Here is a 20012-nt window from a genome sequence, read left to right on the forward strand (position 1 = left end):
TCAGTTAATTTTGGGGTCAGAGTCAATTGTTAACAGTTTTCTGTTAACAATTGACTCTGACCCCAACAACACTTAAGCGTCTTTTAACAACTTTTTCGCCCAGCCGTAATTTGGCGCTTGCTGTAGCGCTTGAGTCCAATCCGCTTTGGCTCCGGCCTTGTCACCAGCTTCTGCTTTGGCTAAACCGCGCCAGATATAAGCTTCAGCCTGACCCCAGCAAATGTGCTGACATGGCTGCGCAAAGGCTGCAATTGCCGCATTGGCATGAGTTAATACGGCTTTTTTGCTGCCACCAAATAAGGTTGGCGTTTGGAAAGCCAGGATGGCCGCCGCTAATTGCACCCGTGGATTGGTCGGTTGCAGTGCCATCGCCTGCGCCAGCGCATCGTTGGATAACTTGCCATAATAAGCGCCTTTGATTGGTGAATATCCGGCTTGCAGACCGCGGCTTAATGCCAACAGCGCCAGCGCTTCTACTTTGAGTTCAGCGGCGGGTTCGCTTTGCAGCAACCCTGCTAAGCGGTCGACAGCTGCCGTTAATGCCGGTTTCATTACTTCTTCGTCGGCACGCACCGAGGCCGTCACCGCCAGTCGGTACTGGGCGTAAGCGAACAAATAATCGTCTTGCGCTTGATTGGTTTGTTGCTGTAAAGCCGAAACATCCAGTTGCTGCGCGGCCGCATCAATAGCATTCAAGCTGACGGCATTGGCTTGTTCAGCCAACACAGGCTGCGTCAAACCCAGCGCTGCCAAAAGCAACGCCGCGCCAAAAGTGCGTGTCACGGAACGGCCTGCTGCTGTGGTTGGTGATGTATGTTTGATTGTGAAGTTCATGGTGTTGCTCCTGCAAAACGCCCCCGTGGCGTTGTTGCAGTGATTGTGCATCCAGGCTTTGGTTGAAGTTAGTGTCAGCAATCAGCAATGTGAGGTGACAATTGTCAGAACATGTGCGGCTTGCGCCACCATCGTGGAAAGCAATCAAGGGCTAAAGCACTGACGGCCAAACGCGGCCGTCAGTCTGTAAGTGGGGTTGAACTGTTTAGTGACAGGGGCAGCAACTACTCAAACCGGTCCAGCTCCATCACCTTATGCCAGGCTTTGGCAAAATCCTGCACAAAACGATCTTTACCATCGGTGGCGGCATACACTTCTGCGACTGCCCGCAGCTCGGCGTGCGAGCCAAACATCAGGTCAACCGGTGTGGCAGTCCATTTCAGCTGATTGCTTTTGCGATCCAGTCCTTCATACACCGCTTCGTCTTTCGCCGATTTTTGCCACTTGGTTGCCATATCGAGCAAATTGACAAAAAAGTCATTGCTTAAAGTACCTGGTTTTACAGTCAATACACCATGCCGATCACCGGCGGCATTGGCATCCAGCGCCCGCATGCCTCCGACCAACACTGTCATTTCCGGCACCGACAACGTCAGCATTGACGCCTTGTCGATCAGCGCCTCAGCTGGCGATAAGTTGTTGTGGTCTTTTGCATAATAATTGCGAAAGCCATCAGCCTGCGGTTCCAGCACGGCAAAAGATGAAACATCGGTTTGTTGCTGCGATGCGTCCATCCGGCCAGGCCGGAACGGCACTGCCAGCTTCACTCCACCGTCCGCTGCGGCTTTTTCAATGGCTGCATTGCCAGCCAGCACAATTACATCCGCCAGCGAGACTTTTTTGCCACCTTTCAACCCTTTATTAAAATCCTGCTGCACTTTTTGTAAGGTCTGCAACACACTAGCGAGTTCCTGCGGATTATTTACCGCCCAGTCTTTTTGCGGCGCTAGCGCCAGTCTGGCGCCATTGGCACCACCACGCATATCAGTACCGCGGAAGCTGGCAGCCGACGCCCATGCCGTTCTGACCAACTGCGGCACTGTCAGGCCGCTGCCTAGCAATTTCGCTTTTAAGTTGTTGATATCGGTTTGATCGATTAACGGATGATCAACCGCCGGTATCGGATCCTGCCAAATCAGCGCTTCGGCCGGCACTTCTTTACCAAGGTAACGTGCACGCGGGCCCATATCGCGGTGGGTTAATTTAAACCAGGCTTTGGCGAATGCCAGCTCAAACTCTTTCGGGTCGTTTTTAAAGCGCAGCGAAATTTTGCGGTATTCCGGATCTTCTTTTAGCGCCAAGTCGGTAGTGAACATGATAGGTGCATGGCGTTTGGTTTTATCGTGGGCATCCGGCACCAGATTCGCAGCCTGATTATTGGCCGGGATCCACTGCGTGGCACCGGCCGGGCTTTTGGTTTTGACCCAGTCAAAGCCAAATAAGTTATCCAGATACTGGCTGGTCCAGGCCGCCGGACTTGCAGTCCATGCACCTTCTAAACCGCTGGTAACGGTATCTTCGGAATGGCCTTTGCCACATTTGTTTTTCCAGCCAAAGCCCTGGGCTTCAGTGCCTTCGGCGGCCGGTTCTTTGCCAACACAATCTTCCGGCTTGCGGGCGCCATGGGCTTTACCAAAAGTATGGCCACCGGCAATCAAGGCGACGGTTTCTTCATCATTCATCGCCATCCGGCCAAAAGTTTCGCGGATATCTTTGGCTGCGAGTAGCGGATCCGGTACGCCATTTGGCCCTTCCGGGTTGACGTAAATTAAGCCCATCTGTACTGCAGCCAATGGTTTCGCCAGTTTACGATCACCGCTATACCTTTTATCTTCCAACCATTTTTTCTCCGAGCCCCAGTTCACCTGCTCGGCTTGCCAATCGTCCATCCGGCCTCCGGCAAAACCAAAGGTTTTAAAGCCCATCGATTCCAACGCCACGTTACCAGTGAGCACCATTAAATCGGCCCAGGATAATTTACTGCCGTATTTTTGTTTGATCGGCCAGAGCAAGCGGCGGGCTTTGTCGAGGTTGACATTATCGGGCCAGCTGTTAAGCGGTTCAAACCTTTGCTGGCCGCCACCGGCACCACCACGGCCATCAAAAATGCGGTACACCCCGGCTGAGTGCCAGGCCATCCGGATCATAAAAGGCCCGTAATGGCCATAATCCGGCGGCCACCAGTCTTGGGGCGTGGTCAGCAGGGTTTTGATCTCGGCTTTAACAGTGGCTAAATCTAAGGTGTTGAATTGTTTGGCATAGTCAAAATTTGCGCCATAAGGACTGGACTCAGCACCATGCTGGCGCAGCGGCGATAAATCCAGTTGTTGTGGCCACCAAAAGTCGTTGGTGGTGATGCCTTTCGTATTATTTGGGGCATTGTTTTGGGTGTCGTCATTGGCCAAAGCCAGCCCTTGCTGGCAACTGATTAAAATCGCCAGCGTGATGGCGGATAAAGTCGGGGTGGTTTTTTTCATGAGGTGCTACCTGTCCGGTTATGGCTGCACTGCGTTGGCTCAGCCTGAGTTATTGGAATACAGCCCATTAAGTAAAGCTGCTTTGAAATCCTTTTCATCGATTTAAACAGATTGAGTTCATCGATTATTCTGATAAAAACTACAGTTGAACTTGGTTGCACCAGGCCAATATCCGCGTATTTATCCGAACCTGTTATCTCAATCTGTTATCCAAAACATATGGCGCTGGAGAATTAATCAATTCGCTTAATAATGCGCCAGCGCTTAGCATATTCATCAACTGGATAATTAGGAGATCTGCTGATGAATGCCAAGCCCGGACGTCCATCTGGCGAGAATGCCACCCGAGAACAATTATTGTGTCAGGCACGATTATTGTTTGCAGAATGGGGTTATGAGCGGGTCACCACCCGAATGATTGCACAGGCGGCCGGGGTGAATGCCGGCATGATCCGTTACTATTTTGTCGACAAAGCCGGGTTGTTTGAAGCCATGCTGCGCGAGACTATCGCCCCGCTACTGCAACTGGCGCAGCAACAAGCGCGAATTGCTGAACTGCGCGATCCGGCCGCCGTGGTGGCCGCTTATTATCAGGTGATGACACCACACCCCTTGTTGCCGACGTTGATTTTCCGCGCCCTGCACAACATCCATTCGGCGGAACATCAGATTGTCAGCAAAGTGTTTGCAGGTTTTGTGCAACAGATGCTGCACAACATGCAGCAAGTGCTACAGGCACCTGATTTGCTGCAACCGGGCTTGCAGCCGCTCAATGCGCTATTAACCTGTTTCAGCCTGGCGATTTTTCCGTTTGTGCTGCCACCTTTTATGAAACAAGCCATCGGCCTCGAGCTGACTCCTGAATTTCTGCAACAACTGGCGGTGCATCAACGTCATGTGTTGCAGCATGGTTTATTGCAATCACTTGCCGCTGAACCACAACCGACCGCACCTTCGCTTCCAGATACCGGAGTAAACCATGATTAACCGAATACTGCGGCTGACCCCAGCTGCAATGGTGTGCGCGCTACTTTGTGCCTGCCAGCCGCAAGAACCGCTATCGGCTTATGGCACGCTGGAACGGGAACGGATTTTACTAACTGCCCCAGCCACTGAGCTGGTTATGGCGGTGAATGCGACTGAAGGCAGCCGGATTAAGGCTGGCCAGCCATTGTTGCAACTTGACTCCCACCTGCAACAGCTTAAAACCGACAAAGCCCAGGCTGAAGTGAAACGTGCCGAAGCGGCACTGGCGCTGTTGGTGCATGGCAACCGGGCTGAACAAATTGCCGCTGCTGCCGCCCGTCTGCAGCAGGCAAAAGTGCAGCAAGCCGACAGTGAGCGCCAGCTCCAGCGCGCCCGGCAAATGCGCCAGCAAGGCTTGTCCGCCCAGGCTGATTTAGATACCGCCGAATTTGCGCTGCAACGAGCTAAAGCCAATCAAGCCGATTTACAGCAACAATGGCAGGAAGTGCAGGCAGGCAGCAGACCTGAGCAGATTGAACAAGCGCGTTTTAGCCTGGAAAGCGCGCAACAAAGTTTATTGGCCGAGCAAAAACTGCTGGCCGATTTAAGCCTGGTCGCCAGTCGCGACGGTGTGTTGGAAGACTTGCCTTATCATCGCGGTGAACGGGTGCCACAAGGCGCCGTGCTGGCAGTGATCGCCGCCAGTGATGCGCCTTACGCCCGCATTTATCTGCCACAAACCGCGCTGGCCACCATTCAAACCGGCCAGCAGGTGCAAATCCAGGTTGACGGGCTTGCTGACGCCATTGATGGCACGGTGCGCAAAATTGCCAGCGAAGCCAGTTTTACTCCTTATTTTGCCTTGCATCAGGCCGAACGCGCACGGCTGATGTACGTCACTGAAATCAGCTTACCAGCCAATCTTGCTTTGCCAACAGGCGTGCCGGTGCAGCTTATTCTGGGAGCACAAGATGCAACTCGCGATTGATGTGCAGGGCATGAGCCGGCGTTTTGGCGATTATCTGGCGGTGAATCAGCTGGATTTACAAATTCCGGTAGGCTGTATTTACGGTTTTCTGGGGCCAAATGGCTGTGGTAAGTCGACATCCATCCGCATGCTGACTGGCTTATTAACGCCAACTGCCGGCCAGATTGAAGTACTGGGACTGCAACTGCCACAACAGGCCGAAGCGCTGCGGCAGCAAATTGGTTATATGACACAAAAGTTTTCGTTATACGACAACTTAACGGTGCTGGAAAACCTGGAATTTGTGGCCGGTATTTATCAGCTAAAGCGGGCAGAGCGCAAAAGCCGGGTTGCTGAATTATTAAACTTGTACCAGCTGCAAGAGAAGCAAAAAGTACGGGCGGGTAGCCTCAGCGGCGGCCAAAAACAACGGCTGGCGCTGGCTGCTGCCACCATTCACCGCCCGGCCTTGTTATTTCTGGATGAACCGACTTCGGCGGTGGATCCGGAAAATCGCCGGGAGTTTTGGGAGCGGCTGTTTGATTTAAGTGACGCCGGCACCACCATTTTAGTCTCCACTCACTACATGGATGAAGCCGAACGTTGTCACCGGCTGGCGATTTTAGAGCAAGGTGAAAAACGCGCTGATGGTTCACCGGATGCGTTAATGGCCAGGATGAATGCCGATGTCTTTGAAATCAGCGGGCCGGATTTGCGTGAAACCCGCCGGCAACTGCTGAGCTGGCCAGAAGTGCTTTCTGCCGCGCAGCTTGGTCAGCGGTTGCGGCTGCTACTGCGAAAAACCGCCCGCTGGTCGCTGGCCGATTTGAGCGCCAGACTTGGGCCTGCCTATAGTTGCGAGCCAGTCCGCCCTTCCCTGGAAGATGTTTTTGTTGCCAATACCGGAGCTGCCTATGCTGAGTCTCAGCCGCATTCACGCGATATTCCATAAAGAGCTGTTGCAGTTATCACGCGACCGCATCACCTTTGCGATGATTGTGATGATCCCACTGGTGCAACTGATGTTATTTGGTTACGCCATCAATACCGATGTGCGGCAGGTGCCGGCGGCACTGGTCGATTTAACCGGTGGTAGCAGCACCGCGCGTCAACTGGCCGGCGATCTGCAGGCGTCTCAAGCGGTGCACTTTCAGGGCGATTTTTCCAGTCTGCAGTCGGCCACAGCAGCGATGACCGCCGGCGATATCAATGCAATTTTGGTGATCCCGGCCGATTTTGAGCGGCGACTGGATGATCTGCGGCTTGGTCTGCAACAGCGGCCACTGGCGCAATGGATCACCGATGGCTCAGATCCGATGCTGGGTAATGCCATCGCCGCCATGCGACAAATGCCGCTGCCCCAAACGGCGCCGGTGCATCGGGAAGCGGCAGTGCCGCCAAGCGGTCTGTTTGAACTGGTCAATTATTACAATCCACAACGGCGCAGCGCGGTGAATATCGTGCCGGGGCTGATTGCGGTGATTTTGACCATGACGATGATTTTATTCACCTCGGCCGCCATTGTGCGCGAACGCGAGCAGGGCAATATGGAATTTCTGATCAATACGCCGATTCGCCCGTTGGAGCTGATGATTGGTAAAATTCTGCCGTATATTGCTATTGGGTTAATCCAGGTGGCAATTATTCTGGGTCTGGGCCATGGCCTGTTTGCCGTGCCGCTACCGGCGCAGTGGTTTTCGCTGTGGCTGGTGACTTTGTTATTTATTCTGGCCAGTCTGACGCTGGGACTGCTGATTTCTACCCGCGCCCAGACTCAATTACAGGCAATGCAACTGACGGTATTTATTCTGCTGCCGTCGATTTTATTGTCAGGGTTTATGTTTCCTTATGTCGCGATGCCAAAACCGGCGCAGTACATTGCCGAGTTATTACCTGCCACCCATTATGTGCGGCTGGTTCGGGCGGTGGTATTGCGGGATGCACACTGGACAGTGCTAACCACCGATGTACTGGTGCTGGTGGCATTTACGGTGATTGGTATGACGCTGGCAACCCTACAATTTCGCAAACGGCTGGATTAATTCTGCTGAGATTATTGTCGCTGCAGTGCTGCAACTTACTCACTAGATGCACACTAGCAGCGCAGATAGTTGATGCCGAAATCGGCAACTGACAGTACAATGCCCGAACGCATTTGTTTCATAGATCAGCAGCAGGAAAGTAAAAATGGCAGCATTTGGTAGTGTATTTATGCCTGAAATGGCAATGGCTCAATTCGATGGTAGTGCCTGGGATGCCGCAGCAATAGTCCCGGCCAACAGCATCAGCCTGCACCCGGGTGCCCATGTGCTGCATTACGCCAGCACCTGTTTTGAAGGCTTAAAAGCTTTCCGCCATGAAGATGGTTCAGTCGCCATTTTCCGGATGGACAAAAACATCGCCCGGATGCTGCAAAGCTCAGAGTTATTATCGCTCCCTAAATTCGACCCGGCCTTATTGAGCCAGATGATTATCGATATCGTCCGCCATTACGCCGCTGACGTACCGACGCCTCCGGGTTCGATGTATATCCGCCCAACCCATATCGGCACGGAGCCGGCCATTGGTAAAGCGGCAACGCCAACTTTAACCTCGATGCTGTATGTGTTGCTATCGCCGGTCGGTGATTATTTCGCCGGTGGCAGCCGCGCTTTGCGTTTATTGCTGGAAGACAACGCCCGCTGTGCGCCACATATGGGCATGATCAAAAGTGGTGGTAACTACGCCAGCGCGTTGCAACCGACGATGCAGGCCAAAGCCAAATATCAGGCCGATCAGGTGCTGTTCTGCCCGAACGGCGATGTGCAGGAAACCGGCGCCGCCAACTTCCTGCTGATTGACGGCAACGAAATTATCACCAAAGCGCTGGATGCATCTTTCCTGCACGGCGTGACCCGCGACACGATTTTGACCTTGGCCCGCGATTTAGGTATGACGGTATCTGAGCGTGAATTAACGGTCGAAGAGCTGCTGGAACGTGCGGCCAAACCAGGCACTGAAGCGGCGTTATCCGGTACTGCCGCAGTATTGGCACCTGTCGGCACGCTGATTTATCAGGGCAAAGAAATCAAAGTCGGCACTGGTGAACCTGGCGCTACCACAGCGAAATTACGCCAGGCACTGAATGATATTCAGTGGGGCAAAGCTGAAGATAAACATGGTTGGTTGACGAAGATTTAAGCCAGTCGACTGACTACTTACACCTCACGAAGCAGGCATCATGCCTGCTTTTTTTACGCCGCCTGTTAGGCAATACCAGAAACATCGTTCCTCCTTATTACAAATCTATCCAGAAAACCCTTGCGGTCAACACAAAAAAAGAACAATATACTTGCACAATCAAGCATTGGTCAATCTTATGTGCGAACTTATGCATTTAAGAACCAGCGACTTAATATTGGCAAAGGACGATTCATGGACACACAAAACCCCGCCGTAGATTTAGTGCTGCAAAGCGCCTTGCTCTGGTCCGGCATGATTAAAAAAGCCGATTTACAGCTGAGTGTGCATGGCATCAGCTTCAGTGAATTTTGTATTTTGCATCGACTCTTTCAGGCACCGCAACATCGGCTTAGCCGGATTGAACTGGCAAGTGCCGTTGGCCTCAGTGCTTCAGGCGTGACCCGGTTGTTGCAACCGCTGGAAAAAATGCTGCTGGTGGAAAAAGAACAAAATGCCCGCGATGCCAGGGTTAGTTTGGTGAAATTATCCGACAGCGGCCAGCAGATTTATCAGGATGCACACCAGACCTTTGGTTTTTTTGCCAACCAGTTTATGTCGCCACTCACTTCCCGCCAGCAGGAAACGCTGGCTGAGTTATTAGCTCGGCTATAAATAAAAATAGACAGGAATGTTATGACCGATTTAACCCAGGGCTCGTTACGCCGCCACGTCTGGACGATGGCACTGCCAATGATGGTTGGTATGTTTGTCCAGTCGCTATATTTGTTTGTTGATCTGTATTTCGTCTCTGATTTAGGCGCTGAAGCCATTGCCGCCGTCAGCGCTGCCAGCAATCTGACAATGCTGATTATGGCACTGACGCAAATGCTGAATGTCGGTTGTGTGGCGCTGATCGCCCGCTATACCGGCGCCCGCGAGCACCAAAACGCCAATATTGTGTTCCAGCAGGCAATGCTGATGGGCTTGGCTTTGGCCCTGCTGACATTAGTGCTGGGATTTGGACTGAGCGGCCTTTATATACAACTGCTGACCGCGGATCCTGTGGTTCACCAGCAGGCGCAGCAATTTCTGCAGGCCTATTTGCCGGGTCTGGCTTTGATGTTTGTTTCTACCGCTATTGCCGCCGCACTACGCGCTGTTGGCGTGGTGAAACCGACCATGCAGGTGCAACTGATCACAGTGCTGTTGAATATCGTGTTGGCGCCAGTATTGATCGCCGGTTGGGGCACTGGTTATCCGCTGGGCGTATTTGGTGCAGGCCTTGCCAGCAGTATTTCGGTGACGGTCGGTGTGCTGCTGCTTTGGGGTTATTTCCTGAAAAGCGATCATTCGGTGCTACAAGTGCCGAAACAGTGGCGCTTTGACGGCAAAGTCTGGCGGCAAATCACTGCTATCGGCGTACCGGCCGGTGGTGAATTTGCGCTGATGTTTATCTTTACTGCATTTGTCTATTGGGTCATCCAGGACTTCGGTACTGCAACCCAAGCCGCCTTCGGCATTGGCAACCGCATTTTGCAGGCGATCATGATGCCGGCGATGGCCATTTCATTTGCGCTGCCAGCTATTGTTGGCCAGAACTTTGGCGCCGGCCAGTCCTTACGGGTCCGGCAAAGCTTCCGGATTGGTATGCAGCAAATGGCCTGGGTGATGGGACTGCTGTTTATCCTGAGTCAGCTTATGGCGCATTCGCTGATGGCGCTTTTTAGTGACGATCCTTTGGTATTGGCCGAAGGTGAACTCTTTATGCGGATCATCAGCCTGAACTGCCTGAGCGTGGTGCTGGTATTTAGTTGCTCCGGTGTTTTTCAGGGCCTTGGCAATACCTGGCCATCCTTGGCCAGCTCATTTTTGCGGGTATTTGTGTTTATCCTACCGGTGTTGTGGTTATCCGGACGCAGCGATTTTTCACCAGCGATGGTCTGGTATTGCTCTGCAGCCAGCGTTTTGCTGCAAGGCCTGTGCAGTTGTTACCTGGTGCGCTGGCAGATGCGCAGCAAATTAACCGGCTTGCAGGCTGTGGCCTGAAGACATAGTTGATGGCAGGATACGGAAGGGGTAAACACGGATAGGCACCGGTGCCCCTTACTTCCGATACAACAACGCCAGCAGCTGCGTATATAACTCCTGCGCCTGCTGGTTGGGCAAAGCCGCCAGTGTCACGGTGCCATTGGCGGTGCTGAATTGGACCTGCACCAGTTGCTGCCGGCGAAAAAATAGCGACTGCGTCAACTGCACTTTTTGTACTTGCTGAAGCGGCAGCACCTGCCAGTGTTGGCCGATGCCGCCATGCCACAGGTACAACACCTGATCCTGCACCAAAAAACCGTGCCAGCGACGATAAGCCCACCAATCTGCCAGCTGCCAAAACCCCACTACCAGCAACACTGTGACCGAAAGCGCCGCTGATGTCGGGCTGATAGCCACGATGTTGGTTTGCCATATGACCAACAACAGCAATCCGAGCAACACCGCTGCCACCAAAAAAATGCAGCTCCAAACGACTAATAAACGCTGGAAATAGGCCGGAGCATACTGCTGCAACGACATTTGCCGGACATCTGATAACCTGACCAGCTGCTGCGCGCCCAATTGCTGATCGATGTCGGCCATGGTTTGCCCGAGCAGCACAAATTTACTTTTTCGTTCCTGTGAATTAGCAAAGCCATGAAAAACAAGTGAAAAGTGACCTAGCCACCGCGCTAGCCATGGCTGACTGATGGTCAGCATCTGCACCCTTTTGGTCTGGATCCGCTGCGACTTTTTCAACAGGGTGCCTTGTACCAGCTGCAATTGCCGGTCATCGCGCACAAAATGCTGTGGGTACAACCAAATCAGCGTCATCAATAACAATGCCAATCCAACCAGCAGCAATACACCCAGGCCAGCCACCAGTTGCAGCTCAAAACTTTGTTGTAGTCCGGATTGCTGCAGCAGTTCCCGGCCTTGTGCCCACAGGCTTTTAAACAAGTCGCCATTCAGCTGTGATTGCACAGCGCCAAACACCGCTAGTAGGGGTAACCATAAATGTTTGTTGTAGAGCGTCGCCAACCAAATCCGGAAAAAAGGGGTAGAAGGCGCGCTGTGATCAACTTGCTCGCCGCCTTGAAGCAAAGCCAATTGCTGTGAGGTCAGGCCGGTCAGATAAAATTCCTGTTGTTGGCTGCCGGCACTATCAAGACTGACGGCATAAAGATGCAGCGGTCGAAAGTAAAAAGGCTGTTGTACCTGCAACTCCTGAATCCGCGATTTAGCTAACTGCAAATGTTCTTTATGCAGCAATCCGCGCCGCAGCTCGATGCCTTGGGCAGTCACCCGAAACCGGGTATAACGCCAATTCAGCACTGCGCTACCGACGATTAATACCACCAAACCAGCCAGCAGATAAGGGAAATAGGCTTCAAAGCTTTTGCTAAAGGACAAATAAGCGCCACCAATAATAGCCCCGGCCCATTGCACCACAGCTTTAATCAGCAGCGGCAACAGCGCCCAAATGGAGCTGCGCTGCCAATTTTCAGATGAATGTTCCGACGTGGAAGGCTGCTCTGGTGTCTCAATGTTCGGCATCAGTCTCTCCACGCGGGATCAGCCGACTCAGTTGTTCAGAGAGCGCCTGTGCCAACTGATGCTCAATATCCGCCAGCGAGGCTTCAGCATCCAGACCACCGGCGGTATACACTTTGAGCGTAGCCAGCCCAAAGCGTTTTTGCAGTGGCCCCTGACTGATGCTGACATGCTGCACCCTTTGCAGTGGGATCAGCACCGCCTTGCGCCATAGCACACCGGATTGCAACAGAAAGTCCTGGGTACGGAGTAAAAACCGCTGATGGCGGATTTGCAGCGGCAGCCAACACCAGCTCGCGAGAAACACCAAAGCGGTGACAACCCAAAGTAGCCAAAATATCCAGTGTGAACCGCGCCACCAGTGCACCATCATTAATCCACACGCCACAACCACGAAACTTAGCAGCCACACCCAGCGGCGTTTGGTCAAAGCTGACGCCGGTAACAGCAGCCACTCGTCAGGCAGCGGACCAGACAAAGTATGGTCGTCCAGAAATCCGGTATCAAGCAGCTGGTTGGTCATGGCAGAACCTTAATAATTTACACAGTGCGCAGCATATCGCAAAGGTTTCGCCGATGGCTAACCCATGTTAAAAATGTTGCGAATAATGGAGTGGATTTTTTTGTATAGAGCAGGTACGTAATGACGTTTCCAGTGTGGTGACTGCAAGTAACCGGGGACAGAGGGAACCATCAGGACATCCACTTAATTCCATATTGATTAAAATGCTGTGACATTCAATCACGCCCTTTATCCATCAAAGGGCGTGTCGTTCCGATAATCCACCGTTACAGCAAATTCTCAATCAAAGCCGCATTTTGGCCAAAACTGAACACATTCAGTTTGCCGCATTGTGCCATGTGGTTTTGACTGGCGTAGGGCGTGCCGGTCTGGCTGATATTGCCTTCCCAGCCCTGACCATTTTTGACAAAAGCCTTTAACTCGAACCAGCCGTTGATGGTTTTGCTGCAGTCCATGTCGACGTCCAGCATCCAGTAATGCGCGCCAAAACGATTGAGCGGTGCGACGCCATAACCGTCAGCGGCTACGGTGCGGATGGCGCCCCAGCCTGCTGGCCAGCTGTTGGTGGTCCAGTCCAGCGCTGTGCCCTCGGCGGTGGCAGTCTGACTGGCTTCGCGACCATACCAATCCAGGTAATTGTCGTTCGCTTTCCAGGGCGCTGTGGTGGCATTTTGCAAATTGCGGTGACGAATTGGCATGGCACATTGCAGGTTGGTGGCGGTGCAATTGAGGCCAAGCTGCTGCTGAGCTGCGACATGATCCAGCCCACCACGGACAAACATATCCTGGCCACTTTGGGTTTGTGCCTGAATAAACACCACAGTCCGCTGATAATTACCGCTTTGCGGTGGCTGACTGCTGCCAATTTTGGCCTGATGGTGTATGGCAAACGCATCCGATGCCGGCACGTTGGCCTGGATCCGGCCATCGGCGCCAACGCTGATCACTTCGCCACTACAAGCGGTTTTAGCGCTGTTGAGCTGGCCTTTTAACACGTTACAGTATTGGCCCGGTGCCATGCCGGTTGGCAGCGATGTATTCAGGGCGTAACCTTCGCGGTTAATCGCCACAAAACCTAAACTGGCGCGGCCAAAGGCAATTTGATTGTTGCCGTTATCCCACCAATGGGTGGTGCGCCATTCCGCCGCAGTATTATTGCGAAATTGCACCGCGCCTGCGATATAACCCCAGCGATGTTCACACTTCCAATCGTTGCCAAAGCAATTCAGGTTGCCGCTTTGATAAACCGCAGCAGTCGGCGGTCCTTGATCACCATTGCTAAAACCATAACTCGACATCACCTGCGGATAACCATAGGGGTAGGCCAGCATAAAGACGTTGGCCAAATCGTAGAGCCGGCCGTCTTTATACGTCACTACATTACCGGCACCGCCGTGACCTCGCTGGTTATCGTGATTGTCGACAAACACCACCGCTTGGGCACTGGGCAAAAAGCCCCAGCTTTCGCCAAAGTTCGAGAGGCTCGCCAGCCGGCCGGCTTTAAATACATTGCCCAGTTGCACTGAATATTTAAATTCGGTCACCAGGCCAATACCGGTATATTCGTTGGCTTTGACCGCTTCGCCGCCTTGATCAATCACTTCCTGGTAAATCAACGGGCTTGAAGTTAACTTGCCTTTAATAGCGGCAATATCGGCCACCGCCATATGCTTGGCCGCATCAATCCGGAACCCTTTGACGCCAAGCGCCAATAAATCATTTAAATATGCGGCCAGGGTATTTTGCACATAAGGAGCGCCGGTGTTTAAGTCCGGTAACCCGACCAACTCACAGTTTTGCACCCGCCAGCGGTCATTGCCATAATCGCTGCCATTGATGGTGCAGCTGTTGTGAAAATCCTGCGCTGAGTACATCGGGTAAGCCCGATTACCAAAATTGGAACCGGCAATCCCGACACCACCGCCACTGGCCATATGGTTAATGACTGCATCGACATAAATATCCACCCCGGCTGTTTGGCAGCGCTGCACCATATTGATAAAGGCTGCACGGTCACCACTGCGGCTTTGCAACTGATAACTGACCGGTTGATAGCGCGTCCACCAGGCGCTGCCCTGAATATGCTCGGTCGGTGGCGACACCTGAATCGCGGCATAACCCTGCGGACCCAGATAATTTTCACATTCGCTGGCGATATCGCTCCAGCGCCATTCAAACAAATGCACAAAAGTAGTTTTTTGCGCTGCAAAAGCCGGACTGACCGCCAGCAGAGCTCCGGCAGCTAATGGGATGTAGTTCATATTCTTCCTCGTCGTTTGGATGTTTTTATAGTTCTGTCAGGTGCCTGTGTTGGCGTGCAGCTCTTCTTGGCTGCTGCGAAAGACCTTAGTCGCCCGCACCATGATTAAAAAACAATCAACCATTGAATACGTTTGCAGGAAATTTACATCTACTGCACTGTTGGATAATGTGCTGAAGTGGCACAGAACTTAAGTGCAAGCCACAAGTTAAGCCGCCATAAGGTTAAAATCATGTTTTAATCCTGTTTTATTTATGTCTCTTCACGATGTTGTGCCTGATGGTCAGGTTGCAATTTCAACAGGAGAACCGTATGAAAAAAACCATCTTTACAACATTTGTCGGCCTTAGCGCATTAGGTTTAACCGCTTGTGGTGGCGGCGGCAGCGATAGCGGCGTTGCAACCAATACACCACCACCGGTGCAAGTTGCACCAAGTGCCTGCGGCGTCTTAAAAGCAAATGAACAGTGTCTGCAGATCAATAATCGTCATTTTATGTTGATTAGCCCGGCGGCCAAGACCGCGCCTTCGCCGATTGTGCTGGCCTTTTATGGCTCGCCGCCATCTTATGGCACACCGCAGGAACTGGACTCTTTTTTAGGTTTACATGCGCTGGCCGACAGCAAAAACTACTTAATTGCCTTGCCATTGGGTGGTCAGGATTGGACCTGGGAAAGTAATGTGCAAGAGGGCGGCAATCCAAGTGCCGATACTGCGCTGAGCCTTGCCATCATCGACAAGCTGGTAAGTGAGCACCAGGGCGACGGCAGCAAAGTAGCAACAGTCGGTTTTTCTGCGGGTGCCATGATGTCGTATCAGCTGGCTTGTCAGGTGCCACACCGGGTCAAAGCAGCTTTTGCGATATCCGGCCAACTTCGGGGCAGTCTGTCAGCCTGTAAACCGTTAGTTCCGGTGGTGCTGCACCATTTACACGGCACTGCTGACACCGATATGCCACTAGCAGGCCGGGTCGCGCAGTCAGGTAATGTGATCAATAGTCTTGATAGCACTATCGAGCGTTTCCGTCAGATCAACGGCTGCAGCACCAATACCATCGTTAGCGATGCTTTCAAACTCACGGCGAAGGATCAATCTGCCAAAACCACCAGCTTTCAGGGTTGTATTAAGCCAACACAGTTCACGATGGTTGAAGGCGGGCAACACCATCCGGAGTATCTGAAACCAGTGTTGCATCAATTGTTAGCCACCAGCTTTACCAGCGGTTTTTAAGCCGGGATCGGATTGCTAAATTCGCGGTGGTGCGTCAGGATTATCCATCCAATCCGGAGACGATCACGGATGAATAACCTGACGAATACCCTGATGAATACCACTTGGCCAAGTAGAATGATGCAGCCGTGGTGGTGGCTGCTTTTTTTACCATGGTGCAGCATTGCAGCAACCGAACCGATGGTCGAAAAAAAGCCAGGCGCAGGCCAGCAAATAGCGGCGCTGCAACCCGGCGAATACCAGCGGAAAGTCGCCAACAACCGCAAATATTTGCTATACGTGCCGCGCTCGTTAAACGCCGGAATGAAAGCCCGAATGAAAGCCGGGAGCAACGCCAGTACAGCAGCGCCACTGGTGCTGTTTTTCCATGGCGGTGGCGGTCATATGGAACAAGCGGCCAAAGCTTATGGCTGGCGCGAAACCGCTGAGCGCGAAGGTTTTGTGCTGGCTTTTCCCAATGGTTCCAGCGCGTTTCCACGCGGTCATCTTGCCACCTGGAATGCCGGACATTGTTGTGGTTACGCCCGCGATGAAAAAGTCGATGACATCGCTTATGTGAAACATGTGCTTAAAGATATCCAGACGCAACTGCCGATCAATCCTCAGCAAATTTTCGCCACCGGCATGTCGAATGGCGGCATGCTGGCGCATCGTTTAGCATGCGAAATGGCCGACACCTTTCGCGCTGTTGCTGCTGTTGCCGGTACCGACAATACAGTGCAGTGCCAACCAAGCCGTGCTATTTCGGTGCTACATATCCATGCCCTGGATGACAGCCATGTATTGTTTCAAGGTGGCGCCGGTGAAGATGCCTTTCGCAACAAAAGCAAAGTCACTGACTTCACTTCGGTTGCTGACACAATCAAACGCTGGCAACAACGGCTGCAACTGCCCGCCACCGCCAGCCGGGTGCTGCAACAACCAGGTGTGTACAGCGATCGCTGGCAAAGCACGAATGGCCGTGTTCAACTGCAACTGGTGGTCACCGAAAGCGGCGGCCACTCCTGGCCCGGCGGCAAAGCGGTGCGTGGTAAAAAGCCTTCAACTGCGATTGATGCCAATACCTTGATTTGGCAGTTTTTTCAGGCGCAGTTGCCGTGATCAAAGCCTGTTCGCTCAGCGGCATGCCACCAAGGCACCTTTGACCAAAGCCAACATAAACAATAAGATGGCTGCCTCCTACACCAAGTACCCGGACCCAACATGAAAATAGCTTTAATTATCATCATCATCGCCTGCATCGCCTATTACTTTTACAACAGCGCCAATAACCAGAAAAATTCAGTGGTGAATCAGGAACAAGGCAGTGTTTTCCTGGCTGAAAATGCCAAAAAAGACGGCGTCACCACCACTGCTTCAGGCCTGCAATATCAGGTGTTGCAAGCTGGCAGCGGAGACCGCCACCCAACCGCCACCAGCACAGTGCGCGTGCATTACCACGGCACGCTGATTAACGGCACTGTATTTGACTCGTCAGTCGAGCGCGGCGAAACCATCAGCTTTCCATTAAACCGTGTAATTTCCGGCTGGACCGAAGGTGTGCAACTGATGAAAGTCGGCGACAAATTCCGCTTTTTTATCCCGTCAGGTCTTGGTTACGGCAACCGCAGTACCGGCAAAATCCCGGCCGGTTCAGTACTGATTTTTGATGTGGAATTGTTTGAGATCCAATAAAAAGCAATTGGGTCAGTGTCATTGATTCGCATACCGCGAGGTATAAAGCAGAAAATCAACGACCTGACCCATAGCTCTTTACTTCAAATCTTTACTTCAAGCCTTCCAAAATCCGATAAGCCAGTTCCACCCGCTGTGCGTTCGGGTAACGTTTATTCGACAGCATTACAATGCCAACCTGCCGTGACGGAATAAAAGCGGCGTAGGCACCGAAGCCGTTGGTTGCGCCGGTTTTATGCACCCAGCTGCTTTTTACCGCAGCGGTTGGCGGGGAAATCAAAGTCGCGGCGCTGCCTTTGACAAAATCCGGATCAGTCATCGCAGTCAGGGCTGAGAGCGGCAACGGATAATCGAGCATTTCCCAGCCCAATCCCTGGTACATCTGTCCTGCTTGAGCGTAACGTTGTTGGGCACGCGCAATTGCAGCCTTCAGCACTGGAGAACTAACCTTCTCCGGCTGCAGATTAACCTGCACCCAGCTCGCGACATCCCGCACACTAGCCTTCGCCCCGCCAGCTTCGTCCAGTAACACCCCGGTTCCAATCCGCACCGGCTTGCCTTCGTTGTAGCCCCAGGCATATTGGGTATCTAAAGCTTTGGGAACTTGCAGATAAGTCTGCTTGAGCTCCAGCGTTTTCGTCAGCCCGGCAAAGGCATCGGCATAAAATTTGCCATCAGCTGCAACCGCCAAGTGTGCAAACAGGCCAATACTGGTATTGGCATACACCCGCTGCGTACCAGGCGCATATTGCGGCTGCCACTGCTGGTAATAACTTTGCATACTGGTTTTGTCGGTGACGCTATCCGGTACAAATAGCGGCAGACCACCAGCGGTATAAGTCGCCAGATGCTGCATATTAATTTGCTGCCACTGCGGGCTGGTCAGCGCTGGCCAGTGTTTGGCGACCGGATCAGTGAGCGCAATAGCACCGCTTTCAATGGCCATCGCGCCTAATACCCCGGCGTAGGTTTTGCTAATCGAGCCCAGTTCAAACAGGGTATCTGGCGTCACAGCCGTTTTTTTGACCAGATCGGCCTGACCAAAGCTGTAATGATAGGTCTTGCCTTGCCACAACACGGCGACTGCCATGCCGGGAATTTGCTGCTGTTGCATCAGCTGGCTGACTTGCTGACTTACCGCAGTTTTTAACGCCGCTTCGTTTTCAATAACGGTTGTGCGCGCCTGTACCTGGTGGGCAGATAACAGGACCAACGGCAGCGCACACCAAAGTGCCACACGGGTTTTGCTGAAAAACATAAAGATTCCTTGGCTGATTGAGTGAATAAAAGGGTTTGCCGGCGACAATTAGAGTGCGCCAGTTGACATCGCTGGACAAACGGTTAATTTGCACATCAGCTGTTAGAAAAACTTACAGGAAAGCCATGACCCGTCGCTATATTCCGCTCAAATCACTGCGCGCCTTTGAAGCCGCCGCACGGCATTTAAGTTTTACCCATGCCGCCATCGAGCTGAACGTGACGCACTCGGCGGTCAGCCAACAAGTGAAATTGCTGGAAGATCAGCTGCATTGCCCACTGTTTTTACGGGTGCCGCGTGGTCTGATGCTGACGCCTGAAGGTGAACATTTGCTACCGGTGCTGAATGAGTCTTTTGACCGGATTGCCGAGCTGTTAGATTATTTTGCTGGTCGTAAAGTGCAGGAAAAACTGAAGATTGGCGTAGTCGGCACCTTCGCCACCGGTTTTTTGCTGCCCCGCCTCGCTGCTTTTTATCAGAAATTCCCGCATATCGAATTGCAGATCTCCACCAACAACAACCGGGTTGATGTGGCCGCCGAAGGGCTGGACTATGCCATTCGTTTTGGCAGCGGTGCCTGGCATGGCACGGCTGCGTTGTATTTATGCGACAGCCCGCTGACACCGTTGTGCACGCCGGAAATAGCCGCCCAGCTTACGCAACCTGCGGATCTACTGAACTTCAGGCTGCTGCGCTCTTACCGGCGCGACGAATGGACCGCCTGGCTAGAACAGGCCGCTGGCCCGCAGTTGCCGCCAACCCATCCGGTGATGGTGTTTGATTCCAGCGTCACTATGCTCGAAGCCGCCCAGGCCGGCATCGGTATTGCGATAGCACCAGCACGGATGTTTAGTCATCTCATCAGTAGTGGCCGGATCCAACGACCTTTTTCGTCCGAAATCAGCCTCGGCAGTTATTGGCTAACCCGGCTGCAATCTAAAGTGGAAACCAGCGCTATGCGCGAATTTGCTCAGTGGCTCAGCGCGGAGTTGGTCGCGAGTGCAGAGCTGCGGCCAAGTGAAGGGCTGCTGCCAAACACAGAGTTGTAGGCCAGGTACAACTAACCGTAAATAAACATC

Annotated in this window: 17 protein-coding genes; 11 read left to right on the forward strand and 6 right to left on the reverse strand. The window is 52.7% G+C overall.

What is annotated here, in order from left to right; all coding sequences use genetic code 11:
- Positions 1-72: 72 nt before the first annotated feature.
- Entirely contained in the window at positions 73-834 is a 762-nt protein-coding gene (locus tag A5320_RS18910) for a hypothetical protein (protein ID WP_082971900.1), read from the reverse strand.
- 224 nt (positions 835-1058) lie between these two features.
- Positions 1059-3311, reverse strand: coding sequence for a catalase/peroxidase HPI (gene katG / locus A5320_RS18915; protein WP_068068798.1), 2253 nt, complete (start codon positions 3309-3311; stop codon positions 1059-1061).
- A 303-nt stretch (positions 3312-3614) separates the two neighbouring features.
- Here katG and A5320_RS18920 point away from each other — a divergent pair, with 303 nt between their 5' ends.
- The 7 genes from A5320_RS18920 to A5320_RS18950 all read left to right on the forward strand — a co-directional run bounded on the left by A5320_RS18920 (position 3615) and on the right by A5320_RS18950 (position 10452).
- On the forward strand, positions 3615-4298 hold the full coding sequence (locus tag A5320_RS18920) for a TetR/AcrR family transcriptional regulator (protein ID WP_068068801.1): 684 nt from the start codon (positions 3615-3617) through the stop codon (positions 4296-4298).
- Positions 4291-5265, forward strand: a complete 975-nt coding sequence (locus A5320_RS18925) for an HlyD family secretion protein (RefSeq protein ID WP_082971901.1) — start codon at positions 4291-4293, stop codon at positions 5263-5265. The genes A5320_RS18920 and A5320_RS18925 overlap by 8 nt, the downstream gene beginning before the upstream one ends.
- A complete protein-coding gene (locus A5320_RS18930; protein ID WP_068068804.1) occupies positions 5249-6196 on the forward strand; it encodes an ABC transporter ATP-binding protein in 948 nt (315 codons plus the stop codon). Before A5320_RS18925 ends, A5320_RS18930 begins: the two co-directional genes overlap by 17 nt.
- Positions 6159-7286, forward strand: coding sequence for an ABC transporter permease (locus A5320_RS18935; protein WP_068068807.1), 1128 nt, complete (start codon positions 6159-6161; stop codon positions 7284-7286). Before A5320_RS18930 ends, A5320_RS18935 begins: the two co-directional genes overlap by 38 nt.
- A 145-nt stretch (positions 7287-7431) precedes the next feature.
- The gene (locus A5320_RS18940) at positions 7432-8424 is read left to right on the forward strand and encodes a branched-chain amino acid aminotransferase (RefSeq protein ID WP_068068810.1); all 993 of its coding nucleotides are present in this window, start codon (positions 7432-7434) and stop codon (positions 8422-8424) included.
- Positions 8425-8658: 234 nt separating this feature from the next.
- Positions 8659-9078, forward strand: coding sequence for a MarR family winged helix-turn-helix transcriptional regulator (locus A5320_RS18945; RefSeq protein WP_068068813.1), 420 nt, complete (start codon positions 8659-8661; stop codon positions 9076-9078).
- A 21-nt stretch (positions 9079-9099) separates the two neighbouring features.
- Complete coding sequence (locus A5320_RS18950; RefSeq protein WP_157606080.1) at positions 9100-10452, forward strand: MATE family efflux transporter; 1353 nt, start codon at positions 9100-9102, stop codon at positions 10450-10452.
- 57 nt (positions 10453-10509) lie between these two features.
- Here A5320_RS18950 and A5320_RS18955 read toward each other — a convergent pair whose 3' ends face one another.
- From A5320_RS18955 to A5320_RS18965, 3 genes are all read right to left on the reverse strand, one after another.
- Positions 10510-11991 carry a PH domain-containing protein gene (locus A5320_RS18955; RefSeq protein WP_068068816.1) on the reverse strand — a complete coding sequence of 494 codons (1482 nt, stop codon included), beginning with the start codon at positions 11989-11991 and terminating at the stop codon, positions 10510-10512.
- A complete protein-coding gene (locus A5320_RS18960; protein ID WP_068068819.1) occupies positions 11978-12511 on the reverse strand; it encodes a PH domain-containing protein in 534 nt (177 codons plus the stop codon). The genes A5320_RS18955 and A5320_RS18960 overlap by 14 nt, the downstream gene beginning before the upstream one ends.
- 266 nt (positions 12512-12777) lie before the next feature.
- Entirely contained in the window at positions 12778-14772 is a 1995-nt protein-coding gene (locus A5320_RS18965; protein ID WP_068068822.1) for an alpha-amylase, read from the reverse strand.
- A gap of 311 nt (positions 14773-15083) precedes the next feature.
- Between A5320_RS18965 and A5320_RS18970 the strand changes: the two genes are divergently transcribed.
- The 3 genes from A5320_RS18970 to A5320_RS18980 all read left to right on the forward strand — a co-directional run bounded on the left by A5320_RS18970 (position 15084) and on the right by A5320_RS18980 (position 17675).
- Positions 15084-16001: an alpha/beta hydrolase family esterase gene (locus A5320_RS18970; protein ID WP_068068824.1), complete on the forward strand. Its 918-nt coding sequence runs from the start codon at positions 15084-15086 to the stop codon at positions 15999-16001.
- A 69-nt stretch (positions 16002-16070) separates the two neighbouring features.
- Positions 16071-17102: an extracellular catalytic domain type 1 short-chain-length polyhydroxyalkanoate depolymerase gene (locus A5320_RS18975; RefSeq protein WP_068068829.1), complete on the forward strand. Its 1032-nt coding sequence runs from the start codon at positions 16071-16073 to the stop codon at positions 17100-17102.
- A gap of 102 nt (positions 17103-17204) precedes the next feature.
- Positions 17205-17675, forward strand: coding sequence for an FKBP-type peptidyl-prolyl cis-trans isomerase (locus A5320_RS18980; protein ID WP_068068832.1), 471 nt, complete (start codon positions 17205-17207; stop codon positions 17673-17675).
- Positions 17676-17766: 91 nt separating this feature from the next.
- Here A5320_RS18980 and ampC read toward each other — a convergent pair whose 3' ends face one another.
- Positions 17767-18933, reverse strand: a complete 1167-nt coding sequence (ampC, locus tag A5320_RS18985) for a class C beta-lactamase (protein ID WP_068068835.1) — start codon at positions 18931-18933, stop codon at positions 17767-17769.
- A gap of 125 nt (positions 18934-19058) precedes the next feature.
- On the opposite strand from ampC, the gene ampR reads away from it, so the two are divergent.
- Complete coding sequence (ampR, locus tag A5320_RS18990) at positions 19059-19982, forward strand: LysR family transcriptional regulator AmpR (RefSeq protein WP_068068838.1); 924 nt, start codon at positions 19059-19061, stop codon at positions 19980-19982.
- Positions 19983-20012: the final 30 nt, after the last annotated feature.

The organism is Rheinheimera sp. SA_1 (assembly GCF_001669775.1).
Lineage (GTDB): Bacteria > Pseudomonadota > Gammaproteobacteria > Enterobacterales > Alteromonadaceae > Pararheinheimera.